Annotated in this window: 23 protein-coding genes; 10 read left to right on the plus strand and 13 right to left on the minus strand. The window is 40.2% G+C overall.

Annotation, left to right across the window (positions count from 1 at the left end; translation table 11 throughout):
* Positions 1-20 precede the first annotated feature (20 nt).
* Positions 21-623 (minus strand): YidB family protein, encoded by a 603-nt coding sequence (locus tag FTV52_RS11155; protein WP_179990811.1) that lies wholly within the window; start codon positions 621-623, stop codon positions 21-23.
* A gap of 140 nt (positions 624-763) precedes the next feature.
* Entirely contained in the window at positions 764-1258 is a 495-nt protein-coding gene (locus FTV52_RS11160) for a DUF6231 family protein (RefSeq protein WP_179990812.1), read from the minus strand.
* A gap of 35 nt (positions 1259-1293) precedes the next feature.
* On the opposite strand from FTV52_RS11160, the gene FTV52_RS11165 reads away from it, so the two are divergent.
* Entirely contained in the window at positions 1294-2166 is an 873-nt protein-coding gene (locus FTV52_RS11165) for a DUF2797 domain-containing protein (protein ID WP_168542052.1), read from the plus strand.
* Positions 2167-2249: 83 nt separating this feature from the next.
* Here the strand turns inward: FTV52_RS11165 and FTV52_RS11170 are convergent, their stop codons facing one another.
* The 3 genes from FTV52_RS11170 to FTV52_RS11180 all read right to left on the minus strand — a co-directional run bounded on the left by FTV52_RS11170 (position 2250) and on the right by FTV52_RS11180 (position 5216).
* A complete protein-coding gene (locus tag FTV52_RS11170; RefSeq protein ID WP_179990813.1) occupies positions 2250-4121 on the minus strand; it encodes a SurA N-terminal domain-containing protein in 1872 nt (623 codons plus the stop codon).
* Positions 4122-4252: 131 nt separating this feature from the next.
* Entirely contained in the window at positions 4253-4525 is a 273-nt protein-coding gene (locus FTV52_RS11175) for an HU family DNA-binding protein (protein WP_004976639.1), read from the minus strand.
* Between the two features lie 223 nt (positions 4526-4748).
* Complete coding sequence (locus FTV52_RS11180) at positions 4749-5216, minus strand: phasin family protein (protein ID WP_179990814.1); 468 nt, start codon at positions 5214-5216, stop codon at positions 4749-4751.
* A gap of 195 nt (positions 5217-5411) precedes the next feature.
* On the opposite strand from FTV52_RS11180, the gene FTV52_RS11185 reads away from it, so the two are divergent.
* From FTV52_RS11185 to fdx, 8 genes are all read left to right on the plus strand, one after another.
* Positions 5412-6059, plus strand: a complete 648-nt coding sequence (locus FTV52_RS11185; protein WP_104851923.1) for a hypothetical protein — start codon at positions 5412-5414, stop codon at positions 6057-6059.
* 123 nt (positions 6060-6182) lie between these two features.
* Positions 6183-6656 carry an Rrf2 family transcriptional regulator gene (locus tag FTV52_RS11190; RefSeq protein ID WP_004976645.1) on the plus strand — a complete coding sequence of 158 codons (474 nt, stop codon included), beginning with the start codon at positions 6183-6185 and terminating at the stop codon, positions 6654-6656.
* A 1-nt stretch (position 6657) separates the two neighbouring features.
* On the plus strand, positions 6658-7875 hold the full coding sequence (locus tag FTV52_RS11195; RefSeq protein ID WP_136143974.1) for an IscS subfamily cysteine desulfurase: 1218 nt from the start codon (positions 6658-6660) through the stop codon (positions 7873-7875).
* A 104-nt stretch (positions 7876-7979) separates the two neighbouring features.
* Complete coding sequence (gene iscU, locus FTV52_RS11200) at positions 7980-8366, plus strand: Fe-S cluster assembly scaffold IscU (protein ID WP_004976649.1); 387 nt, start codon at positions 7980-7982, stop codon at positions 8364-8366.
* Positions 8367-8402: 36 nt separating this feature from the next.
* Positions 8403-8723 carry an iron-sulfur cluster assembly protein IscA gene (gene iscA / locus FTV52_RS11205; RefSeq protein ID WP_004976650.1) on the plus strand — a complete coding sequence of 107 codons (321 nt, stop codon included), beginning with the start codon at positions 8403-8405 and terminating at the stop codon, positions 8721-8723.
* Between the two features lie 99 nt (positions 8724-8822).
* Positions 8823-9338 (plus strand): Fe-S protein assembly co-chaperone HscB, encoded by a 516-nt coding sequence (gene hscB / locus FTV52_RS11210; RefSeq protein ID WP_004976652.1) that lies wholly within the window; start codon positions 8823-8825, stop codon positions 9336-9338.
* Positions 9339-9383: 45 nt separating this feature from the next.
* Positions 9384-11243 carry a Fe-S protein assembly chaperone HscA gene (gene hscA, locus FTV52_RS11215; RefSeq protein ID WP_179990815.1) on the plus strand — a complete coding sequence of 620 codons (1860 nt, stop codon included), beginning with the start codon at positions 9384-9386 and terminating at the stop codon, positions 11241-11243.
* A gap of 15 nt (positions 11244-11258) precedes the next feature.
* Positions 11259-11597 carry an ISC system 2Fe-2S type ferredoxin gene (gene fdx / locus FTV52_RS11220; protein ID WP_004976656.1) on the plus strand — a complete coding sequence of 113 codons (339 nt, stop codon included), beginning with the start codon at positions 11259-11261 and terminating at the stop codon, positions 11595-11597.
* Between the two features lie 121 nt (positions 11598-11718).
* Here the strand turns inward: fdx and FTV52_RS11225 are convergent, their stop codons facing one another.
* From FTV52_RS11225 to FTV52_RS11255, 7 genes are all read right to left on the minus strand, one after another.
* The gene (locus FTV52_RS11225; RefSeq protein WP_004976658.1) at positions 11719-13200 is read right to left on the minus strand and encodes an adenylate/guanylate cyclase domain-containing protein; all 1482 of its coding nucleotides are present in this window, start codon (positions 13198-13200) and stop codon (positions 11719-11721) included.
* A gap of 66 nt (positions 13201-13266) precedes the next feature.
* Entirely contained in the window at positions 13267-13701 is a 435-nt protein-coding gene (locus FTV52_RS11230; RefSeq protein ID WP_004976660.1) for an HIT domain-containing protein, read from the minus strand.
* Positions 13702-13909: 208 nt separating this feature from the next.
* Positions 13910-17371, minus strand: coding sequence for a transcription-repair coupling factor (mfd, locus tag FTV52_RS11235; RefSeq protein WP_179990816.1), 3462 nt, complete (start codon positions 17369-17371; stop codon positions 13910-13912).
* 150 nt (positions 17372-17521) lie between these two features.
* Positions 17522-17881 (minus strand): hypothetical protein, encoded by a 360-nt coding sequence (locus tag FTV52_RS11240; protein ID WP_004976663.1) that lies wholly within the window; start codon positions 17879-17881, stop codon positions 17522-17524.
* A gap of 226 nt (positions 17882-18107) precedes the next feature.
* The gene (locus tag FTV52_RS11245; protein ID WP_179990817.1) at positions 18108-18887 is read right to left on the minus strand and encodes a glutathione S-transferase N-terminal domain-containing protein; all 780 of its coding nucleotides are present in this window, start codon (positions 18885-18887) and stop codon (positions 18108-18110) included.
* A gap of 53 nt (positions 18888-18940) precedes the next feature.
* Positions 18941-19453 (minus strand): ribonuclease E activity regulator RraA, encoded by a 513-nt coding sequence (rraA, locus tag FTV52_RS11250; protein ID WP_004976667.1) that lies wholly within the window; start codon positions 19451-19453, stop codon positions 18941-18943.
* 12 nt (positions 19454-19465) lie between these two features.
* Positions 19466-20131 carry an NAD(P)H-binding protein gene (locus FTV52_RS11255; protein WP_131261459.1) on the minus strand — a complete coding sequence of 222 codons (666 nt, stop codon included), beginning with the start codon at positions 20129-20131 and terminating at the stop codon, positions 19466-19468.
* A gap of 215 nt (positions 20132-20346) precedes the next feature.
* On the opposite strand from FTV52_RS11255, the gene rpsT reads away from it, so the two are divergent.
* On the plus strand, positions 20347-20616 hold the full coding sequence (gene rpsT, locus FTV52_RS11260; protein ID WP_004976669.1) for a 30S ribosomal protein S20: 270 nt from the start codon (positions 20347-20349) through the stop codon (positions 20614-20616).
* Positions 20617-20812: 196 nt separating this feature from the next.
* Here the strand turns inward: rpsT and FTV52_RS11265 are convergent, their stop codons facing one another.
* Positions 20813-23518: a M66 family metalloprotease gene (locus FTV52_RS11265; protein ID WP_179990818.1), complete on the minus strand. Its 2706-nt coding sequence runs from the start codon at positions 23516-23518 to the stop codon at positions 20813-20815.
* Between the last annotated feature and the right edge of the window lie 385 nt (positions 23519-23903).

Here is a 23903-nt window from a genome sequence, read left to right on the forward strand (position 1 = left end):
CCAAGCTGAATTTTTCAATATTAACGTTTTAAAAACCCAGACACTAAATTCATCACTTGCTGAATATCGTCATTGGCTTCTTGCTTACTCGTTTGCTCACCTTGTGGTGTCAATGAATCAATAATTTGCGGCAATACTGCAGAAATCGCATTATAAATATCTTGCTTTGGCGCCTGAGTTTGCTGTGCAACCTGCTCTACATCGGCATCATCAAATAAACTTTGAACTTGTTCAGCACCTACATGCGCATTTTCACCTGGGCCTGTAGACACCCAATCCTCCACCTGACTGGTTAAGCCTTGTCCTTTTAGTTTATCTAAAGCGCCTTGCAACCCACCCTGTTTTTGAATCCATGCCAATACTAAAGGCAAGACTGCAATCAATAAACTTTGTGCACCTGAAGCACCTGCAGCAGAACGCTGTTGTTGCCCACCCAACTGACCTAATACAGAACCCAAAATCCCACCCAAGCCCCCTTGTGCAGATTGTTGGTTATTAGCACCAAGTTGCCCCAAAACCGAGCCTAAAATATCGCCCAATCCACCTTGAGATTGATTAGATTGCTGATTCGCGCCCAATGCCTGCTTTGCTAAAATTTCAACAATATTGCTTAAATTGGTCATTTTATGTTCCTCAATATGCCCTTATGACAGCATACGAAGTTTTGACTGAATTTCGCGCTTGAAATTGTTAAATTTTGCAATATCCTAAATTTATGTTAAGCATTTAACATTATTAAGTTTTTGTTAGTTTAATCCAGCACTTACCAACGGAATTTATCCCAATTTTCAGGGTTCGCCCAAAACTTAGAGTTAAACCAATCAGGCACGTGCTTATAAGTCAAAATATTAAATTGCCATAAGCATAAATGATGTTCCTCAAAGCGATGTTCAATCAATTGCGTAAAACCAAGCGCTCTAAGCAATTGCTCATCTTGACGCGTAGCAACCACCACAATACGCTTTGCAAATAAGTCACGTAGCTTCACCAAAATTTGCGAGGTGTGTTGCGGCGTCTGCAAAGCAAAATCTGAAGCATCCAAAAATATAACTGCCAAATCAAAACGTTGGGTAAAAGGCAGATTTAAAAATGCCAATGCGCTAAAATACTGCCATTGGATAGTTGGCTGCTCATCAGCCGCTTGATTGTTATGCTTCGGGCTTGCTTCAATATTTTGCCCTATACACAATGCAGTCGAAATTGGCTGTTGTTGAGACAAATCATCAATCAATGCTTGAATTAAACGCATTTCAGCCATCACTGCATTCCTTCATTTTTTGAGAGAGTATTCTTATGGAACTACAAGGCATTTGCCATAAAATGCACGCAGGTCTTAAGGACCATAGTGTAACTGATGAACAGGTACACAAGGCAAATGTTGAATATAAATTTATTCTAGACCGTTCAGAAATTGATCTGCCTTTTCAGCTTGGTCAAGAAATTGAACTGGAATGGACAGGCAATATTTACTGTGTTTCTTGTGGTGTCAAAACCCCAAAATCATATTCTCAGGGTCATTGTTTTAAATGCTTTAAAACTAAGGCTTCTTGCGATATGTGCATTATGAAACCTGAAACCTGTCATTATCATTTAGGGACTTGTCGTGAAGATAGTTTTGCACATGAGGTCTGCTTTCAACCACATATTGTCTATTTAGCCAACTCCAGCGCTTTAAAAGTGGGAATTACCCGTCTAGGACAAATGCCAACACGCTGGCTTGATCAAGGTGCAACCCAAGCCTTGCCAATTATGAAAGTTGGTTCACGCCGTTTATCTGGGCAACTCGAAATCATGTTTGGTTCACAAGTGGCAGATAAAACGGACTGGCGTAAACTGCTTAAAGGTGAAGCAGCACCTTTGAACTTAATTGAAGTGCGCGAACAGCTCATTGAAGAGTTTGCACCTAAAATTCAAACTATTCGTGATGAATTTAGTCAAAACTTAGAATTCAATGAAACCGTTGAATTGTTAGATCAAGAGCCACCACGTGAGTTTGTCTATCCTGTAGAGCAATATCCTGAAAAGATCAAATCGCATAATTTGGATAAAACCCCAATTATTCGCGGTAAGTTACAAGGTATTAAAGGACAATATCTCATATTAGATACTGGCGTGATTAACATTCGCAAATACACAGGTTATGAATTAAAAATCCGCGCTGAATGAGCCACAAATATTCTTAGTCAACGCTTTCACAAGCACAAAAAAACCAGCAAATTTGCTGGTTTTTTCTTTGATGATAAATATGACTATTTGATTTTCGCTTGAGACTTCAAATATTGAGTGTAGTCATCCAACTCTTGCTGAGCACGAAGTTGTTGATATAACTGCGCCAATTCTTTGAGCTGTTCAGGCGTTAAAGCATTCGAAGTGGTGTCATTTACATTCGATACAGCAACCACAACCAGTTCATTCGGTAAAGATGCTGTAGTCACTGACCACATGCCTTGCTTAGGTGCAAGTACACTAAAAGCAGCACGTTCAATTTCGCGCTTTAACAAACCATCTGCACGGGTGAATGTGCCTGCATTTTCAAAACGGATTTGGTTTTTGGCCAAAACGGTCGCTGCAGGCTGAGTTTTAAAGGCATCCAATGTGGCTTGAATATCTTTTTTGGCTGCATCAAAGGCTTTTTTCTCAATCAATTTAGCTTTTACGCGTGGTGTTGCCTCTTCCAAAGTTTGCACACCTGCAGCATGGTAATTACGCACTTTAACCCATACCACATCACCATTCGCTAAAGTAATATTACTAGATGCGTTACGGTCGCCATTTTTCACATCATCATTAAACAATTTAACTTTGACAGTTGGCTGACTTAAAACAGGATGCTGTGACGCTAAAGTTAAACCAGTGATAGATTCGACTTTGGCTGTTTTCACTTCTTCCGCTACCACATCTAAAGCATCACTACTCACCACCAATTCATTTAAGCTGTTGATGGTATCGGTATACGCATTTTCAGTTTTGGCTTTTTGCAACTCTGCCATTAAACGTGCTTTTTGAGTTTCAAACGCAGGGACTTGAACTGTAGCACCTTCTGTTTGAATCACATGATAGCCATATTGAGTTTTAATCGGCTGTGATACTTCACCAGATTTTAAGCTACCCACGGCTTTGTCAAAGGCATCGCCAAATACGCCTGCTTCATAACCTGCAACCTCACCACCTTTGGCTTTAGACTCAGGATCATCCGAATACTTTTGTGCAGCTGCAGTAAAGCTTGTACCTTGCTTAATTTCAGCTGCGGCTTGCTCTGCAAGTTTTTTAGCTGCGGCATCATCACGCGCATCGGTGGTGATTAAAATATGTTTCACTGTCGGTACAGCAGCACCTTTTTGAGTTTCGACAAACTTTTGATAAGCCTGTTGTAACTCTGCGTCAGTGACAGCCGTATTTGCAGGTGCAATATTGGCTGGAGTCACCACAATGTAATCGACATCAACGCTAGCAACCTGTTTAAAGGCATTGGCGTGCTGTTCATAATACGCAGCAATCTCTTGTGCATTTGTGGTGATGTTTTTCTTGTAGTCATCTAACTTAATGCTAGATAAATGCAAAGTACGTTGCTGGGTTTGTAAATTGGCAATTTGCTGAATATCAGACGGGCTAACTAAAGCATAATCGGTAAAGCTAGCACTCAGCATTTTTAACGCATGGTCTTGGCGTAAATTTGCCACAAGCGCCTGATTGGTCATGCCTACAGATTGCAGATAGTTCGCATACAAGCTTTCAGAAAACTTGCCATCTTGTTGGAAATTCGGTTGCTGTGCAATCATTTGTTCAATTTGTGCATCGCTCAAAGAAATCCCTAATTTCTCAGCTTGTTGTAATAACAAGGTACGTGCAACCAACGTATCTTTGGCTTTGTTTTGAATATAATTTTGATTCAATAGTGTTTCATCACCATTGGTATAGGCCAAGTATTGTTCTTTCAAGGAATTGGTCAGATTATCTAATTCTCGTTTTGAAATTTGCTGACCATTGACTGTTTGTGCAGTGTCTTCAGACTGACCTCCACTAAAATATCCTTCAATACCTACAAGTGCTAAAGGGGTCAAGAACAAGACGAGCAAAACTTTGCCCAACCAACCCTTAATAACTTTACGAAAAGATTCCATAAGTATTCCAATATTTTATTTGTGCGAGATTTTAACTGAAAACCCTCAACGAATGAATGCGTTGAAGCCGTTTATTGACATTATTAATAAAAAACGCGCCAATTGGCGCGCTTTCTTGGCATTTTAAAAGATTATGCTACTGAATCTTTTAAACCTTTACCCGCTTTAAAGCTTGGTACTTTGCTTGCTTTAATTTCAAGTGTAGCACCTGTTTGTGGGTTACGACCTGTGCGAGCAGCACGCTCTTTCACATTAAATGTACCAAAACCAACGAGGGTTACAGTATCACCCGCTTTAAGCGCTTCAGTAATAGAAGCAATTGTTGCGTCTAAGGCCTTACCTGCATCAGTCTTAGACAACCCCCCTTTCTCTGCAATTGCATCGATTAATTCTGATTTATTCATGAAAATTACGTCCTCTTAATATCGTTTATTTAAGGTCCAGAGATTTAATTTAAATTACCGTAACGCCTTTATAGCAATGCTTTGAGGGTAAAAGCAATACTCCCTGCACGCTTTTATGCAAAATAAATGGTAAAACGATGGAACTATTAGCCTCTATTCAGTTTTGCCCTAAAATACCCGATGTATAATAAAGCAACATCATTTAAGCCCCCTTTGCACAGAATTACTTTTTCGCAACATCTTCTTTTAATTGTTTACTTTCTTCAATCAACGCATCGACTTTGGCATGTAATTGCAGTACCAATTGCTCCAAATGTTGTAGGTCTTTTGCTGTCACCAAGCCAATTCTATTTAAAGAATGATTGACGCTATGGTCAATTAAACGCTCAACTTTATCTTTAGTATCAATGACCGACTCTTTGGCTTTTTCAGACACTTTTTCAACTGTTTGATCGGCAATTTCTGTAGTTTTAGATTCTAATTCCTCACCCACCTTGACCAGAGAGTCAAACAATTTATTGCCTTCTTCTTCTGCGCGTGAAAATGCACCTAAACCTGCTAGCCAAATTTGCTTGGTATATTTACGAAAATCGAGTGATGATTTACGTCCTGAGCGTAATTTATCTTTATTTTTCAATGTGGTTTCTGATTCAAGCAAATGCTCTTCTACGCTATCCCTCGTTTTTTCCATGAACCTCTCTCCTGCTTATTTTATGCGCACATAAATGTAATAAACCTACAAAATGCTTTCATAATAGCAAATTAAATACTTGATCGTTTTGCTAAACTGTTCTACAAAGCAAGATTATTCGCTGCGCTTCTTAGAATGTATTCTCAACGAAGCGCAAAACAAGGAATTCAACTTTAGATTTAGGGACTTGATTTTATGAGTGATTCGCAACAAAGACAAAGTAATCCACATTTGTTGCTGACCATGCTCATGATTGTGCTGGAAACAATTTTTAGCTTTATTCTAAAACATGATCGTGTGGTCGCTTTGCAGGCTAAAAAGTTTGTCGACCAGAAAATCACCATTAAAATTAATAGCTATATTCCTTATTTCGACATTTACGTGGAATTCAATCCAAACGGCATCTTATTTGACAGCAAAGCACCTGAACAAGCTGTCGATTTAGATGTGCGCACCACCCTCATAGATTTATTTAAAATCTTTATTTTAGGTAATCGTCGCAGTATTAAACACATGCGTATAGATGGTGACATTACCCTTAAAGATGAGTTTCGTGATCTAATTTTGCATTTTAGTGCACCCAAAGTTTTAGCTGACTGGAAACAATGGCTGAAAGAAGCACCGCAAGAACAAGAAGTGATTGGTTCTAAAAAGCGCATTGCCCCACTTTTAGACAAAATTGATGAACAACGCTCTAAGATCAACACCCTACAAGTTGAGCTTAAACAGCATAAAAACCGTATTCGTCGCATTGAACGCCGTCAAAAGCGCATTAACATCGCCTTTGGTGTAATAACAGTACTATTAATTACGTTATTAGTGTATAATTTATGGATCGTTTAAACGCATTAAAATATCAAGAAAAACAGCGTAAATCCTCGCGCACGATATCATAATAAAATACTTGACTAATTTAGTCGGGATTCATAGAATACCCATATCTAGTCTAATCATGTGTATCGAATCATGCGCTTAACAACTCGCGGTCGCTACGCAGTGACTGCTCTACTTGATTTAGCTTTGCAGCCAACTGAACAAACGATCACGCTTGCTGAAATTGCAGCCCGTCAAACTATTTCTGTTGCTTATCTTGAGCAGTTATTCGCAAAACTTAAGCGCCACGGCTTAGTGTCTAGTGTTCGCGGTGCTAACGGTGGTTACCATTTAGCACGTAGTGCAAATGAAATCACTGTGCTAGAAATCATTGAAGCCGTAAACGAAACTGTTGATGCAACGCGTTGCGACCATAAAGGCAACTGTCAAAATGGTGCAATGTGCTTGACTCACGACTTATGGCAGGAACTCTCCCATCATATTGCCGACTATCTCGCTAAAATCTCACTTGCTGATTTAGTTGCGCGTGACAACGTACAAACTGTTGCCATTCGCCAGAACACAGCACCGTTTGATTCAGCTCTGTTATCGGTTACAGGTATTTGACATGAAACGTCCAATTTATCTTGACTACGCAGCAACCACTCCTGTAGATCCTCAAGTTGCAGAACGCATGATGGAGTGCCTGACTTTTGATGGGACTTTCGGTAATGCCGCTTCTCGTTCGCACGCTTATGGCTGGCAAGCAGAAGAAAAAGTTGAATATGCACGTGAACAAGTTGCGAACTTGATCAAAGCAGACCCACGTGAAATCGTGTGGACTTCTGGTGCAACAGAATCAGATAACCTTGCACTAAAAGGCGTAGCACAATTCTATGCGTCTAAAGGCAAACACATTATTACCTCTAAAATTGAACACAAAGCCATTTTAGATACCTGCCGTGAGCTTGAATCTGAAGGTTTTGAAATCACGTACTTAGAGCCACAACCACAAACAGGTTTAATTACACCTGAAATGGTTGAAGCGGCAATTCGTCCAGACACAATTTTAGTGTCGTTGATGATGGTCAATAACGAAATTGGTACGATTACCGATGTCGCTGCAATTGGCGAAATCACCCGTGCCAAAAAAATCTTCTTCCACGTTGATGCTGCGCAAGCTGCAGGTAAGGTAGAAATTGATTTATCTACCTTAAAAGTAGACTTAATGAGCTTCTCTGCACACAAAATCTATGGCCCTAAAGGTATTGGTGCGCTATTTGTACGCCGCAGTCCACGCGTACGCTTAAAAGCACAAATGCATGGTGGCGGTCATGAGCGTGGCATGCGTTCAGGCACACTTGCAACCCACCAAATTGTAGGTATGGGCGAAGCATTTGAACTTGCAGGCAAAAACTTGGCTTCTGAACAAGCCCGTTTACGTGTATTGCGCGACAAACTTTGGAATGGCTTGAACACCATGGAACAAGTTTTCCTGAATGGTCACCCAACACTAAACGTAGCCAACTATTTAAACGTCAGCTTCAACTTTGTTGAAGGTGAATCTTTAATGATGTCTCTTAAAGATGCTGCGGTATCTTCAGGTTCTGCGTGTACTTCAGCGACTTTAGAGCCATCTTATGTATTACGTGCACTAGGTCTTTCAGACGAACTTGCACACAGCTCAATTCGTTTCAGTTTTGGTAAATACACCACTGAAGAAGATATTGATCATGTCCTAACTGTGACTAAAGCTGCTGTTGAAAAGTTACGTGAACTTTCACCGCTTTGGGATATGTATAAAGAAGGGATTGACCTTTCTAAAGTAGAATGGACTGAACACTAATTCATCCCAAATCTAATGGCTTTGACAGGAAGCCATTAGATTGATAAAGGTAATTTCACCCCCATATTTATATTAAGGCTGACCCCGAGGTTTGGAGAAGCGACATGGCTTATAGCGATAAAGTAATTGATCATTACGAAAACCCTCGTAATGTTGGCGTTTTAGACAAAAATGCTGAAAACGTTGGTACAGGTATGGTGGGCGCACCTGCATGTGGCGATGTAATGCGTCTGCAAATTCAAGTGAATGACGAAGGCGTGATTGAAGAAGCACGTTTCAAAACTTATGGTTGTGGTTCTGCCATTGCTTCTAGTTCTTTGGTTACTGAGTGGCTTAAAGGTAAAACTTTAGATGAAGCACAAGCGATCAAGAACATTGATATTGCTACCGAACTTGCCCTTCCACCAGTGAAAGTACACTGCTCTGTATTGGCAGAAGATGCAATTAAAGCTGCTGTAGAAGACTATCGCAGCAAAAAGACCAAAGCTTAATTTGCTAAGTTTTGTGGAAAAACAAACGGAGTTTTCATGATCAATTTAACTGAAAATGCTGCAACTCATATCAGCAATTACTTAAAGAATCGCGGTAAGGGTCAAGGTATTCGCGTTGGTGTGAAAACTTCAGGCTGTTCTGGTTTGGCTTATGTACTCGAATTTGTAGATGAAGTCGATACGCACGACCAAATGTTTGAACAGTTTGGTGTTAAAGTTTTCGTTGATCCGAAAAGCCTAGTTTACCTAGATGGCATGGAAATGGACTATGTCAAAAATGGTTTAAACGAAGGTTTCGAGTTTAACAACCCCAATAAAAAAGGTGAATGTGGCTGCGGTGAATCGTTCACGGTATAACGCCACCTCCCTCTTTTTAGCTTAAAACAGTGTACAATACACTGTTTTAATTGCATTTATGCAGCCAATTTTGCACACTAATTGCGGATTCCATCTCCCATGAATCATTTTGAGTTGTTTAATCTTCCTGTTGCACTCGATATTGATTTCGCTACTTTAAAAGCTGAATTTTTAAAGCTACAGCAGCAATATCACCCCGACAAAGCCGAAGACAAAGATCAAGCCTTGATTAAATCTAGTAAAATTAATCAGGCGTTTAAACAACTCTCTGCGGTAGACAGTCGTGCTGCATATTTACTCTCATTGAAAAAGCAAGATTATCATCTCGATCAATCCATCCATGACTTTGAATTTTTACAAGATGCCTTGGAAATTCGTGAGCAATTGGATGATGCCAACTGTGCCGATGACTTACAGTCATTAAAGGTTGAAGTACAACAATGGGTTGATGGCTTAGTCCGTGAATTTAAAATTGACTATGCCGAAGAAGATTGGGCAGAAGCGCGTGACACTGTGCGTAAATTACGCTTTTTCATGAAAGTTATGGCTGACCTAGACAAAGCTGAAGATCGTTTCCTTGATGATGACAGTTTTGATTTAGACGATGATTTTTAATTTTAGTTTGTATTTTAATATTTAACGGGCAAAGGATTTTACATAATGGCGCTCTTGCAAATTGCAGAACCAGGTCAATCAAGTGCACCGCATGAACATCGCATTGCGATTGGCATTGACTTAGGCACCACTCATTCATTGGTTGCCACAGTTCTTTCTGGTAAAGCCAAAGTCTTGCATGATGAGCAAGGTCGCGTGCTACTGCCTTCTATCGTCCATTATGCAGAGCAAAATACACATTATGGCAATGCTGCTGCGCCATTTATTACTACAGACCCTAAAAACACGATTGTTTCAGTCAAGCGTTTTATGGGTCGTTCTAAAGCGGACATTAAATTTCAACATCCATACACGTTAGTGGGTGAAGACAATCAAATGCCTGCTTTTGAAACAGCTCAAGGCCGTAAAACACCTGTTGAAATTTCGGCAGAATTACTTAAACAACTCAAAGACCGCGCAGAAGCCAGCTTACAAAACCCTGTAAATGGTGCAGTGATTACTGTTCCTGCTTATTTTGATGAAGCTCAACGCCAAGCCACACGTGACGCTGCCGAGCTTGCAGGTTTAAAAGTATTGCGTTTATTGAATGAACCGACTGCAGCAGCGGTTGCCTACGGTTTAGATCAAGACACCAACTTGGCTCAAGACCGTAACTATGTGATTTACGACTTGGGCGGTGGTACGTTTGACGTTTCTATTTTACGTTTCTCTCAAGGTGTTTTTGAAGTTTTAGCCACAGGCGGCCACACTGCTTTAGGTGGTGATGACTTAGATCGTCTGATTGTAAAATGGGCAAAAAAACAGCTGAATATTGAAAGTTTAGATGATGCAGAATATGCACACTTTATTGTGTCTGCACGTAAAGCCAAAGAAGCGCTCAGCAATGCAGAAAGTGTTGAATTAAAACTGTTAGAGCACACGCTGCAATTAGACCGCGCAAACTTTGAAAGTATTATTCAGGTTGCTTTAGATAAAACCATTAGTGTATGCAAACGTGTATTACGCGATGCCAAACTTGACCTAGATGACATTCAAAATGTAGTTTTAGTTGGTGGTTCAACACGTTCTTATGCCGTGCAAAAAGCTGTTCGTGAAGTATTTAATCAAGAACCATTATGCACAATTAACCCAGATGAAGTGGTTGCAATTGGTGCATCAATTACCGCCAATCAACTAATTGGTAACAGCAAAGATGGTTCGTTGCTATTAGACGTTACCCCACTGTCTTTGGGTTTAGAAACCATGGGCGGTTTGGTGGAACGCTTAATTTCACGCAATACTGCAATTCCTGTAGCACGTCGCCAAGAATTTACCACTTATCAAGATGGCCAAACTGCCATGTTGATTCATGTGGTACAAGGTGAGCGTGATTTGGTAGAACATTGTCGTAGCTTAGGTCGTTTTGTGCTACACGGTATTCCACCAATGACTGCGGGTCAGGCACGCATTGAAGTTACGTTCCAAGTCGATGCTGATGGCTTGCTCAGTGTTTCTGCTAAAGAAACCACTTCTGGTGTGACTGCAAATATCGACATCAAGCCATCTTATGGTTTATCTGAAGCAGATACCGAGCGTTTGCTGCTAGATGGTTTCAAATATGCAGAAGAAGACAAGCAATTGCGTCATTTGCATGAAACCAAAGTTGAAGCACAACGTGAACTTGAAGCTTTACAACAAGCCTTAAAAGTAGATGCACAACTATTAAGCCCAGAACAATTAGAAGCTTTAAATACTGCCAAAGCGCAGTTGGAAGCCGAATTGACTGGACAAGACATTAAAGCCATTGAACATGCTGTTGAACAGCTTAAAATACACAGTGATGCTTTTGCTGCAATTCGTATGAATCAACATATTGATACAGCACTTAAAGGCACTAAACTCGACGACTGGTCAAACTCAAACTAATTTAAGGTAAAGATTATGCCACGTATTAAAGTACTTCCACATGCGCAATTCTGCCCAGAAGGTGCTGAGTTTGAAGTCGAACAAAATGCCAACTTATGCGAAAGCTTACTTGAAAATGGCATTAAAATTGAACATGCTTGCGATATGTCTTGTGCATGTACCACTTGCCACGTTGTTGTTCGTAAAGGCTTTGACAGCCTAGAAGAAATGGATGATGTTGAAGCTGACTTATTAGACCGTGCTTGGGGTTTAGAGCCTGATTCACGCTTATCTTGTCAGGTTAAAGTGGTCAATGAAGACTTGGAAGTCGAAATTCCAAAATACACCATTAACCATGCTTCAGAAAATCATTAATCATAAAATGATGCTAATTCTAAAAAACTGCGCTACGGCGCAGTTTTTTTATTGCACAACTTTAGATTTAAAATTTTTGAGGATTTAAAAGTTAAACGAGATCTACATTATAAGAAAAATTTTAGTGTTTTTCAGGAATATGAGTTTTGGCAATTTCTTCAACAGGTGGATGTTCAATCACTTCATCTTCAAGATTAAGTTTTACAATGCCCTGTGAGTTGGTCAGCTTTTGCTGCGTTTGAATTCTTTTAATCATTTTTTCTAATACGGTAATTAGCTCAGGATATTCAAAATTCTGCACTTCATCCAAATTAAGCAACAAATGAAAACCTTTATATTCGTAGTCAAACCAACGCTGATAATCCGACTTGCTGGCCGCATATTTTTCCATCACTTGCCAAGTTTTTACAGGACCTTGAATCCCCTTTAAAAAGATCGGTGCTTTCGGAGCACACAAATAATCATTTTTAATCAGTTTATAAGTGTCATCTGAAAGTAAAATTTCATCAACTTCGGCCGCACTTTGCAAACGTGCAGCTAAGTTAGCATCACGCCCAACAATGGTATATGCCATCCGATGTGCTGCACCGTAGTTCCCAACGTGGCAATATCCTGTACTGATACCCATACGAATATGTAAAGGCGGATAGCCCATTTTGACCCAACGTTCGCGTAACAATTTCATTTGCTGACGCATCGCAATAGCCATCTCTACACAAGTTTTAGCATCTTGTTCAACACCTTGCGTATTTGGATCACCAAAGAAAATTAAAATCGCATCACCCATAAACTTATCCACCGTCGCTTCATATTGCTTGGCAATTTCGGTCATGTGGCTTAAATAATCATTGAGCAGGAATGCTAAATCATCTGGAATTAGTGTTTCAGAAAGTTCAGTAAAGCCTTGAATATCAGAAAAGAAAATCGTCATTTTTTTACGTTTATATTCAATTTTCGCTTCCGACTCACCTTTCATAATCGATTGCCACAACTGCAAAGGTGCATAGCGACTAAGCTGATTCGCAAATTCCATATAGCGGTTCATTTGTGTGTAGTAATGGTCTTTCTTTGCCGTGGTATAGCGGATACGACGTGCCTGATAGGCACTGCCCATGCCAAAGTAAAAGATCATACATAAAAAGGCTAAAATCGTAAGTTCGGTACTGCTTTGTTCAAAATATTCGTTAAAACCAAAAATAAAAATATTACAAAAATAAAAAACTGTGACCGCCAATAAGGATGCCAATGCCACCAAAAAGAAAGAAACTTTAATATAAATGGCGGTATATAGCAGCGCAAATAAAGCGGCAAAAGTAAGTACCAAATTCAGATGTACCGCAGACAAACATACTGCGACTACCACAATATCAATAATAAACAGGATATTACGCTTGGCTTGATGACTATATTTATATTGCAGCCAACGCGAAAATTTAGGAATTATCAGTAATAAAAAAGTAAGAAAAAACGGAAGGTAAATTTGATAATTGGTATCGGCGTAGGTGTAGTGATAGACCACCATAATCAGGGATAAACTTGCATACCCGACTAAACGATGCAGAAATTCGAATTGTTTGGGATCTCTTTCCATCCAATTGTACATGAACACCGCGGCCTACTCCAATCTAGGATTAAAAAGCCACGCATCCTGCGTGGCAATTCATTTCAATTAATCCATTCGCCAGTCAAATGGCATATCGCCTTGACCACGCAGAGCAAGCATCAAGGTTTGACGCATGTGAGCCAAAACTTCATTGCTGTATGGTACAGCTGGCGTACCCCAAACTGGTTTAGGCCAAGCCACATCATTTTGATAACGCACGACGTGATGAAAATGCAATTGTGGAACCATATTACCTAAAGCCGCCACATTCATTTTATCGGCACGGAATACACGTGATAATTGGCTAGATAACCAGCTAGATTCACGTAAAAATTGTTCTTGGTCTGCCTGGCTTAATTCGTATAGTTCTGTAACCCCTGGCACACGTGGAATTAGAATTAACCAAGGGAATTGCATATCATTCATTAAACGACATGTTGACAGAGGAAAGTCGCCTACAAAAAAAGTATCTTGAGCAAGTTGTGGATGCAAACTAAACATATCTTTATAAATGACGCAAATTGTAATGATGGGTAATACTATCACATCCCTAGTGAACTGAGTATGATTCCCATCATGTTTCGATGTAAATAAAGTGCAATTTTAACCAAATTCATCATGAATAATATTCATTATAGAATCAGAGGTTTCTTAGCAAATATTCATAAATTTACCGATATGATATTTGGATCAATTTGCATTTTTAAACTCAGCTGTGCAAAGTTTTTAGCAGGCTGTTTAATAGATCGGCAATAAATTGAATCCGCTTTTCAGCTTCCTCCAACATCACCATCACTTTTAAACGCTGTCCACCATCCATACGGAAATAGGTCGGATGTTTTTGCATCATTTGAATGATGCTCATGGCTTGCACAGGTGTATCTGGTGAAAATTCGATATGACCGCCATTTGTACCAATATCAATTTTAGTGATGCCCAACTGCTCTGCTTTTAAACGCAGTTGATGTACAGCAAATAATTGTTTCACCGCTTGTGGTGGAATACCAAAACGGTCAATCAACTCCATACGGATATGATCAAGCTTTTCTTGAGTATCGGTATTACTAATGCGTTTGTAGAACAATAAGCGCTGATGCACATCGCCCAAATAATCATCTGGAATTAAAGCAGGCATGTGCAGGTTGATTTCTGCAGTTAAAGACAATGGTGCATCGAAGTTAGGGGTTTTACCTTTTTGAATGGCTTTGGTGGCTTTTTCCAGCATTTCCATATACAGGCTATAACCAATAGCTTGCATTGAACCGCTTTGTTGCTCACCCAGTAATTCGCCCGCACCACGAATTTCCAAGTCTTCGGTTGCCAGCATAAAACCTGCACCCAAAGTTGAGGCACGCTGAATCGCATCCAAGCGTTTTTCAGCATCGCCTTTTAAGCCCTTAATGGAAGGTACCAGCAAATACGCATAAGCTTGGTGATGCGAACGTCCAACACGACCACGTAGTTGGTGCAACTGCGCCAATCCGAGTTTATCTGCACGTTCAATTAAAATGGTATTGGCATTTGGAACATCAATCCCTGTTTCAATAATGGTTGAGCAAACCAACACGTTATATTCTTTATGATAAAACTGCTGCATGACTTGCTCTAATTCACGCTCGCGCATTTGCCCATGCGCAACTGCAACCCGCGCTTCTGGTACCAATTCACGAATGGTTTCAGCACTACGCTCAATGGTTTCCACTTCATTATGCAGGAAATACACCTGACCACCACGTAACAATTCACGTAAAATGGCTTCTTTCACCGTATCGCCTGTATGCTCTTGCACAAAGGTTTTGACCGCTAAACGGCGTGCAGGTGGTGTAGCAATAATGGATAAATCGCGCATACCGCTAAATGCCATATTTAAGGTACGTGGAATTGGCGTTGCGGTTAAAGTCAGCATATCCACATCGGCGCGCAGCGCTTTAATACGTTCTTTGTCACGCACCCCAAAACGATGTTCTTCATCGACAATCATTAAACCCAACTGCTTGAACTGAATATTTTCTTGCAGAATTTTGTGCGTCCCAATCACAATATCGACTTTGCCTTCAGCTAAATCTTCAATGGTTTTTTGATGAGATTTGCTTGAACCAAAACGCGATAAGACTTCAATACGCACAGGCCAGTCGGCAAAACGGTCTTTAAAAGATTCATAATGCTGTTGTGCCAACAATGTGGTCGGAACCAATACCGCGACTTGTTTATTATTCTGTACCGCGACAAATGCAGCCCGCATGGCGACTTCGGTTTTACCAAAACCAACATCACCACAGACCAAACGATCCATTGGTTTTGCCAGTTGCATGTCATGTAAAGTCGCTTCAATTGCATTGGCTTGGTCTAGGGTTTCTTCATAAGCAAAGCCACTGGCAAATTGCATATAAAGACTATGATCCAACTCAAAAGCAAAACCCGGTTTAGATTGACGACGTGCCTGAATATGCAGTAATTCTGCTGCCACATCGTGAATTTGTTCCAACGCTTTGCGTTTGGCTTTATTCCATGCATCTGTGCCTAATTTATGCAAAGGCGCAAGGTCTGGATCACCACCGCTATAACGGCTGATTAAATGCAAATTGGTAACAGGTACATACACTTTTGCAGCATCGGCATAATCAAGTTGTAAAAACTCATGCTCTTGCTCATCAATATTTAAAGTAATTAAACCTGCATAACGCCCTACGCCATAATCAATATGTACCACAGGTGCACCAATGCTTAACTCGGTCAAACTGCGAATTAAAAACTCTTCAGAAACTTCCTGCTGACGTTTACGACGGCGCTGCACCACACGATGTTCATACAACTGATTTTCTGAGATTACACTCAATTGATCTTGAATGACCAAGCCGCGATCTAAAGGTGCATTGGTAATCGCAATGGCTTGTAAAGACTGCTGAAATGCCTCAAAACTCTCCACTTGTGGAATTTCACCCAAAGCGGCACGCAACGCATCTTTTAAGGTTTCACGACGACCTGCACTTTCTGCCACCAATAAAACAGGATGATTGGCCGCATCAATATATTGCTTAACGGCATGAAAGGGTTGTTCTTGTTTAGGATCAACCGCCAAACGTGGTGGTACAAGTGTGCTTAAGTTCACTACACCTGCTTTTTGCTCAAAAGCTTCGGGCGATGCAATCACACGTCCAAATTGATTCAGTTGTTCTAATAATTGATTTGGTTGTAGGAATAATTGCTCAGGCGGCAAAATCGGCTGGTCGATGTTATGACGTCTGTCCTCATAACGATACAGCACATCTTTCCAAAATTGAGTTAAACAGTCATCCACCGCCTTATCTGTAATGACAATGCTATGCTTTGGTAAGTATGAAAGTAATGTATTTTGACCTTCAAGCTGTGCTTGAGTGAAGAATAACGGAAAATAAAACTCTAAACCAGGCGATGCAATGCCTTCTAACACATCCTGATACACAGGGTTCTTTTTCGGGTTTGCCGTTGGGAAACTTTCTGCATAGCGGTCACGGAAAATCGCACGACCTTCTTTTAATGGAAATTCTTTGGCGGGTAAAACCGTAAAATTCTGCAAACTTTGGGTGGTACGCTGCGTTTCTGGATCAAAAAACTTTAAGGTTTCAACTTCATCATCAAATAAATCAATACGGATGGGTGCTTCCTGTCCCGAAGCATAAATATCCATAATACTGCCACGCACAGCGAATTCACCATGATCATAGACTGTATCGACCAGATGATAGCCTGCTTGTACCAAACGCTGCTTTTGTTGTTCCAAAGCAAACTTTTGCCCAACACGAATATCGAAATGCTCGCCTAACACCCATGAGGTTGGTGCAACACGTTGTGCCAAAGTGGTTGCCGAAACCAACAATACACCTTGCTGCGGCATATTGGATAAAATCGCCAAACGCTCCGACACAATATCTTGATGCGGTGACAAGCGGTCATAAGGCAAAATTTCCCAATCGGGGAAAATAGTCGGTTTTACCCCGTAAAATTCTAATTCGCTTTCTAACTGCGCCAAATGTTGTTGATTGCGCGCGACAATCACAAATAAATGCTGATTCTGCTGACCAATTTCTTTAAATAATAATGCTGCGGCAGAACCTTGTAGATTACCAATCCAGCGTTTTTCGCCAGCTTTCAGTTGTGCTAAATTGAGTTGGGAAATTTCGTGTTGGAACATGTATATAGCTTTAGGGTCTAAACAACATGGGGCTTATACTAGCACGATGAATTGACGGTTTTACGTAATTTTTTTCATCCACCATTACAGCGTATTTAATTGCAAAATTTTATAAAACAGCGAGCTTTAAAGTTTGATACACACGCCTCTTTACTTTTGATCACGTAAAAACTGTCGATAATAATCATTCAATTTTTTAACAATCGCTTTAAATTCCAGTAAGTTTTCTTCGGTATTACCAAGCATTGTGTTAAAACGCTGTTGCGCAATTTCCAGATCAATTTTTTCATTGATAATCATAGCTGTAGAATACAGCTGTGCCAAATCATCAAACTGCTGCATACGGCGGTTGGATAAATAATTTAAACGCTCTGCCAAAACATCGTTAAGCAAAATACCATCGACAATATAGCCTTGTTCCGCATCCCATTGAATATTCTGTGCTTCTAAATAGGCAATTTCTTCGAGATTGGCTTTATTTTTAAACAACCCTGTAAGTTTGCTGAACATTTTGAACCTATAAATTGGCGAAATCAAAGTGAATGCTGCAGAGTTTAAATGCTTCACTAAAATAGATGCAACTGATCAGGGTGATTTATGCTCCCCTGATGTTATAAGTCAGTGTTTCAACCCCACTTTGCTTAGGCTATTTATAATGATGCATATTTTGCATCCTGCCAAATGCAAAAAAGCATCTTGAAGATGCTTTTATAACAATCAAAAAATGACTTAAAGCTTATTTGCCATAAGTTTGCTGTAAATACTTCACAATCTTGGCCGATTCAAAAAGCTGAGTCTGGGTATTTGGATCGATTAAAAATGGGACTTGAATATTATCACCCATAACTTTTAATACCTGCTCACGCTTACCACCTGCCAGTGGCACATATTTACCCGGTTTTAAACGTAATTTTGCCAAGCCTTGATCTTGCCAACGCTCTTTGGCTACATTATGAAATTTGAATGGCAACTCCAGTTCAGTCAATACACCACGTACTACACGTGTATAAGGACTTCCCTCAAAACCCCACAGTTCAATCAATTGTTCAGGTGCAGCGCGCTCTACAATTTGCTGATTAATCCACACACCACGTGCACCATTCAATAATGTGCCCGCAAGCGCAACATAAGGAATTTTAGGAAAATGCGCGTATTTTTTGGGCGTTTTTCCACTTTTGCCATAATGCTTGAATAAATGATAAATGATCTGCTGTGATTCATAGAGCTGATCACCTGTATTTTCATCAATTAAAAATGGAAACTGGGTTTTACCGCCTAATTGTTTCACCAAAGGTCGATATTTTGTGCCGCCTTTGGGACATGGATAAACTTCATAATCCAAATTTAACAAGGTCATGACTTCGCGTACACGACGGCAGAATGGTGAACCTTCAAACTCATATAACTTTAAGGCTTTTTCGGGCTGCTTGGGAAATGCTGTCCCATTCACACCGCGCCCACCTTCGGTAAGCATAGATGCCATTGCCTGAATGACTTTAATTTGATGATGCACCATTTTGTTTTCCTTGTGATGTGCTCAGCAATTTGATGGCTGTGCCATCAAACCGCTTATAAATCGACCAATTTTTCCTTTGCCACAATAATACCGTTGTTATCGGCATAGACATAATCGCCCGAATTAAAAGTGACTTGTCCAAAATGCAAACTCACATCTACTTCACCCACGCCTTTGCGGTTACTTTTTTGTGGAATTGAAGCCAAAGCATGTACGCCTAAATCAAGTGCTGCAATTGCATCGACATCACGTACACAGCCGTAAATGATCACGCCATTCCAGTGATTTTTCACTGCGGATTCAGCAATCAAGTCACCCATTAAGGCACAGCGCATAGATGCCCCACCATCTACCACCAAAACTTTGCCTGTGCCATCGGTTGCCAATAACTCTTTTACACGTGAGTTATCTTCAAAGCATTTTACAGTCACAATTTGACCACCAAAAGTTTTACGTGCACCGTAACTTTTGAAAAATTTACCATCCAAAGATGGAATCACCACTTGAAGGTCATGTTCTGGATGGTCATCTAATAAGTCACAAGTTACGAATGGTACTGTAGACACGTTGTTCCCCTTTTACTTGGTTTTTTGTATTTGTAAATTATCATAAATTTGAAATTTATGAATTTGCGATTGCGCTGCCTCGACCATAGTATGAGCCACTTGCGTAGCACTTACTGGCTTATATGTAAAATGATCGGGAATAAATCGTGATATTTTAAGATACAGCTTTTGTCCTAAATCTTCTAAACGCCGTTGTTCGTTGCGCTCACCCAATAATAAAGATGGACGCAAAATTGATACTTTGTCTAAATCCAAACTTTCAATATATTGTTCTAGCTCACCTTTGACACGATTATAAAATACGGCTGATTTGGCTTCTGCTCCCAAAGCACTGACCAATATGTAATGCGTACCCTTCGCCTGCAATAATTCGGCAAAATGTGCATTGATGGTATAGTCCACAGCATAAAATCCCTGCTTTGAGCCTGCCTTTTTTAAGGTTGTGCCTAAACAACTGAATGCATGACTATAACCGCTCACATCTTCATCATTGAGCAATAAAAAGTCTTCGAGGAGTAACGTCTGGACTTTTTCTAAGCGATTTAATTCCGAGCAAGGTCTACGCAAAACAACGGTGATATTTTTACATTCAGGCAGCTGATTAAGCTGTTTGACCAATTGCTGCCCAACTAAACCATTCGCACCAATTACAATTGCATTTTGAATAGAATTTGTCATTTTTTAAACAATCTCTGAGGCTTAAAGCTAATCTACCTGTTTCTTTCTGATTTTTCTGCAGCTAAAATGTTGTCAAAGCATGTCAAGACTTGACTTAACTGTCTAGTTTCATCAAAATATGGCACTTGTTTACGGGCTGGTGATAATTCTTCTGATGTTGGTTTTCGGAAGTAATTGCAGCCCGCCCAGACCAATCTATTTCAAGGAGTGCACGAGTGGCAAACTCTGCTCAAGCTAGAAAACGTGCTCGTCAAAACGTTAAAGCACGTAAACACAACGCAAGCTTACGTTCTATGGTTCGTACTTATTTAAAACGCACAATCGCTGCTATTGCTGCAGGTGATTATGCGGTTGCTACTGAAGCTTACAAAAAAGCTGTTCCAGTAATTGACCGTATGGCTGATAAAGGCATCATCCATAAGAACAAAGCAGCTCGTCATAAGAGCCGTTTAAACGCTCAAGTTAAAGCTTTAGCTTCTAACTAAGTGTTAAACAAAAGAAGCCCGTTAAGGGCTTTTTTTGTGCCTGCTGTTTCGATAATTTATCAAATTAAGCAATCTTTAGTTTCTGCACGCCAATTACATCACTTCAAATACACCTGCCACCATAAAATAAAAAACACCTCCTGAACTGGTCAAAAGGTGTTTTAAATTAATGAAGATGAATAATTCAGACGAAGAATTATTTCAGCATCAGTCGTAAATTTTGTGGACTTAAATAAGCCAGTTGCAAACTGTTATTAGCCTTTAATTGCGTCCATTGCTGATTCGCACCACCTGTGCAACCATAACGAATTAAACGCGCGCGGTTTTCTTTTAGGTAGCCATGCTCTAAATCAAAACACTGACTCCCCTGACGAATCGTTCCCGAAGCTGTGTGCATTTCCCAGACCTGACTGTCTTTAGATGTACTGCAGCTTGCAAGTGAGACCACATTGCCGTTGTTGGTTAAGCACTGATCCATTTCTGCTTTGCTGTGAATACGCCCCAAACCATCATAAATCCACTGCTCAGTTGCATCGCCTGTACAGCCACTTGCTCCACTAATGTAAGCATTTTTCTGACCACTCGCCAAAGTTTCAACTTTCAAACAGTTATTTCTGTTTTTCATTAGTGTTGCTTCAGCCACAATATTTTCATTGCCTAAACCCAATCGCTCCACAAAATTGTGCAATGCTGTTTCCGCTTCAGGCTTAGTCTTTTCTAAATCGGCACGATAAACATTCATCCAGCGGTTTAAACGATAAATCGTATTTTGCTGTTGTTCATAACGCTGTAATTGTTGCTGTGCAGTTGCACTTAGCTCTTGACGATAATCTGCATAAGAATCATACAATAGTGGTGCAGCAGGTTTTAAAGCCACCACAGCTTGACTGGCTTGCGCTTCCAACTGCTTCTGAAAATCAGGCATTTCAACTTTTCTTAAAGCTTCATAGCCATGTGTACGACCAATTTTTACCGCAGGTTGAATACTATCGCTATATTGCGGAATATTCAGTGTCGATAATAACTTCTCGGCATGATTGGCTTTTTTACAGTATAAATTCACCTGTTTTGGCTGCTCAGCAAGTGCTAAATTGACATGCAGTTTATTGGCATTGCTGGTCATACGGTTAGGTGCCAATGCCACGTTCTGATTACGATTGGCATATTGAACATCTAACCAACATGCGGCATTTTCAGCAGCACGATTTGCCCCAGGTAAATTATAAACATTACCCCAGTTACTGCGTGCAGCAGGATACAACACACCTTGCTGAGTTTCAGGATCATATCCGCCAATAATAGTAATTACAGGCACACCAAATAAGCGCGGTTTTAAATAGTAACCATCGGCACTGTTGTACCAAACCTGATTGGAGCTTGGTACTTTTGGATAAACCACTTCCATTTGGCGTGTGTCTTTATTCCAAATTTTATAACCACTTGGTGAGCTTTCATCCCAAACATGTCGCGCCCCAAAGTGGGGTTGAATCCGAATATGGGTACTGTAACCCGTGTAATGGGTATAACGCGAAATGCTACTGTTGGTTGCACCACCTGACATCGCATCCCAACTATAAGCATATTGTTTCAGGAAGTTAGGCACACCATTTTTGCCATCACCCAAGTTTCGAGTATGCCACGCTAAATTACCGCGCATTTTATTACGATACGCAATATAGCCCCAACCGCTGTCTGCATGGTGTGCAGCCCAGAACATATTTTCACCTTGTGAACCCGGATAATGCCCTAGACCATAATGATGTCCAATTTCATGGCTGAACTCGTTGCCCACAGAATCATACAGAGTCAACATACCATTACCGCCACTTAAACCATGCGTTTGATCACCATTTGTATATTTACCTCGTGCATGATGGGCAATTACAGTTTGTGTAAGTTGTGGCTGTTGCTGACTTTGCATAGAGGCACTGGTCACACCCCAGTTGGCTAAGTTAATTCCCACACTAAAGGTCGATTTTGCAGTATTTTCCCGCATGTCCCCCGAATAGACACCACCTTCACCCGCACTTTGGGTATCGTAAATCGTGCCGTTGGCGACCATCACTCGATCTAGCTGAATGTCATCATATTTTGCCACGGTCATTTGTGCCGCAGGAATGGTTTGGAAATAATCGGTACCCGCTTTTTCAGGCTCTAATAACATATAATGCCCGCCCGATTTCGGTGGTGCAGTTAGTAGACCAATACGAATATTGTTGAGTACCAATTCACCCGGTGCTGCAAAATCAATTTTTTCTGCGTCAAGTGCACCACTACGGTTTTTAGAATCAACCAAACGCAGCTTTAAACTAGGACGTACTTCATCCCAATTTAATTTAGCCGACCACGCACGCTTACTATACAGTACCTCGGCACGACCATCTTGATTGCTCTGGTCTGAAGCAGTAATCTGGGTTGGATCAAGTAAAGCAACACGACGTAACAAGCGCTCATTTTGATACACTTCAAGCTGTAAAGTGTCGATATTGCCCATGCCTTGATTTGGCGTAACCAATAATAATGCTTCTTTTTCTGCGGTTAGACGTGGCATTTTTTTCACCTCGTTACCATTCGGGTCAACCACATGCCCTTGAGCAAATTGAATCATTGCCTGAAAATCACCATCTAAATCATTACGCACTTCACGTGATTCAGAATTAGCGTTGTAATCATAAAACCCGAGTACCGATTGATTGATGACATCTTGTTTAGGTTCAGGATAAGGATTAGCCACATTGCCCACAGGTGGTTGCTGAGGATTTTCCGGTGGTATTGGATTTTCTTGATTTGAATTCCCAGCGGTATCTCCCTCGCCACCACCGCCACCACCACATGCGGCAAGCATGGATGATAATATACATACACTTAATAGACTAAGCGAAAACCGAGTCACACTTTTCATTATTTATTCCACCCCAATGTCAATTTATGACAAAAAATATAAAAATAAACACATATTTTTCAATAACTTGTATTTTTATATTAAATAGATGTATAAAATTATGCAATTCTCAAGTTTCATATCGCTTTATATTTTCAACACAATTTTATTAATTTTTCTTTATAAAAATCAGCGAATTTTTAAAGCAGCACACAGATTGATAGACAATATTTGATCGAGTTTGCGCTCACAACTGCATAAAATAAAGGAAAAAAAGAGGGTAATACCCCCATTTTTAATTGAATTAATGGGTAGAAAATCTAAAGCCTTGTTATTGTTTAAAAATAGGTGGACAACCATTTACTGACATATGAGGTCGTTCATGATTATAAAAGTACTGCCAGTC

It is taken from the genome of Acinetobacter sp. YH1901141 (assembly GCF_013416935.1).
Taxonomy (GTDB): Bacteria; Pseudomonadota; Gammaproteobacteria; order Pseudomonadales; family Moraxellaceae; genus Acinetobacter; species Acinetobacter towneri.

Coding starts and splice junctions, on each gene's coding strand:
- FTV52_RS11155 (WP_179990811.1), bottom strand. CDS start 623: ATGACCAATTTAAGCAATATTGTTGAAATTTTAGCAAAGCAGGCATTG.
- FTV52_RS11160 (WP_179990812.1), bottom strand. CDS start 1,258: ATGGCTGAAATGCGTTTAATTCAAGCATTGATTGATGATTTGTCTCAA.
- FTV52_RS11165 (WP_168542052.1), top strand. CDS start 1,294: ATGGAACTACAAGGCATTTGCCATAAAATGCACGCAGGTCTTAAGGAC.
- FTV52_RS11170 (WP_179990813.1), bottom strand. CDS start 4,121: ATGGAATCTTTTCGTAAAGTTATTAAGGGTTGGTTGGGCAAAGTTTTG.
- FTV52_RS11175 (WP_004976639.1), bottom strand. CDS start 4,525: ATGAATAAATCAGAATTAATCGATGCAATTGCAGAGAAAGGGGGGTTG.
- FTV52_RS11180 (WP_179990814.1), bottom strand. CDS start 5,216: ATGGAAAAAACGAGGGATAGCGTAGAAGAGCATTTGCTTGAATCAGAA.
- FTV52_RS11185 (WP_104851923.1), top strand. CDS start 5,412: ATGAGTGATTCGCAACAAAGACAAAGTAATCCACATTTGTTGCTGACC.
- FTV52_RS11190 (WP_004976645.1), top strand. CDS start 6,183: ATGCGCTTAACAACTCGCGGTCGCTACGCAGTGACTGCTCTACTTGAT.
- FTV52_RS11195 (WP_136143974.1), top strand. CDS start 6,658: ATGAAACGTCCAATTTATCTTGACTACGCAGCAACCACTCCTGTAGAT.
- iscU (WP_004976649.1), top strand. CDS start 7,980: ATGGCTTATAGCGATAAAGTAATTGATCATTACGAAAACCCTCGTAAT.
- iscA (WP_004976650.1), top strand. CDS start 8,403: ATGATCAATTTAACTGAAAATGCTGCAACTCATATCAGCAATTACTTA.
- hscB (WP_004976652.1), top strand. CDS start 8,823: ATGAATCATTTTGAGTTGTTTAATCTTCCTGTTGCACTCGATATTGAT.
- hscA (WP_179990815.1), top strand. CDS start 9,384: ATGGCGCTCTTGCAAATTGCAGAACCAGGTCAATCAAGTGCACCGCAT.
- fdx (WP_004976656.1), top strand. CDS start 11,259: ATGCCACGTATTAAAGTACTTCCACATGCGCAATTCTGCCCAGAAGGT.
- FTV52_RS11225 (WP_004976658.1), bottom strand. CDS start 13,200: ATGTACAATTGGATGGAAAGAGATCCCAAACAATTCGAATTTCTGCAT.
- FTV52_RS11230 (WP_004976660.1), bottom strand. CDS start 13,701: ATGTTTAGTTTGCATCCACAACTTGCTCAAGATACTTTTTTTGTAGGC.
- mfd (WP_179990816.1), bottom strand. CDS start 17,371: ATGTTCCAACACGAAATTTCCCAACTCAATTTAGCACAACTGAAAGCT.
- FTV52_RS11240 (WP_004976663.1), bottom strand. CDS start 17,881: ATGTTCAGCAAACTTACAGGGTTGTTTAAAAATAAAGCCAATCTCGAA.
- FTV52_RS11245 (WP_179990817.1), bottom strand. CDS start 18,887: ATGGTGCATCATCAAATTAAAGTCATTCAGGCAATGGCATCTATGCTT.
- FTV52_RS11255 (WP_131261459.1), bottom strand. CDS start 20,131: ATGACAAATTCTATTCAAAATGCAATTGTAATTGGTGCGAATGGTTTA.
- FTV52_RS11265 (WP_179990818.1), bottom strand. CDS start 23,518: ATGAAAAGTGTGACTCGGTTTTCGCTTAGTCTATTAAGTGTATGTATA.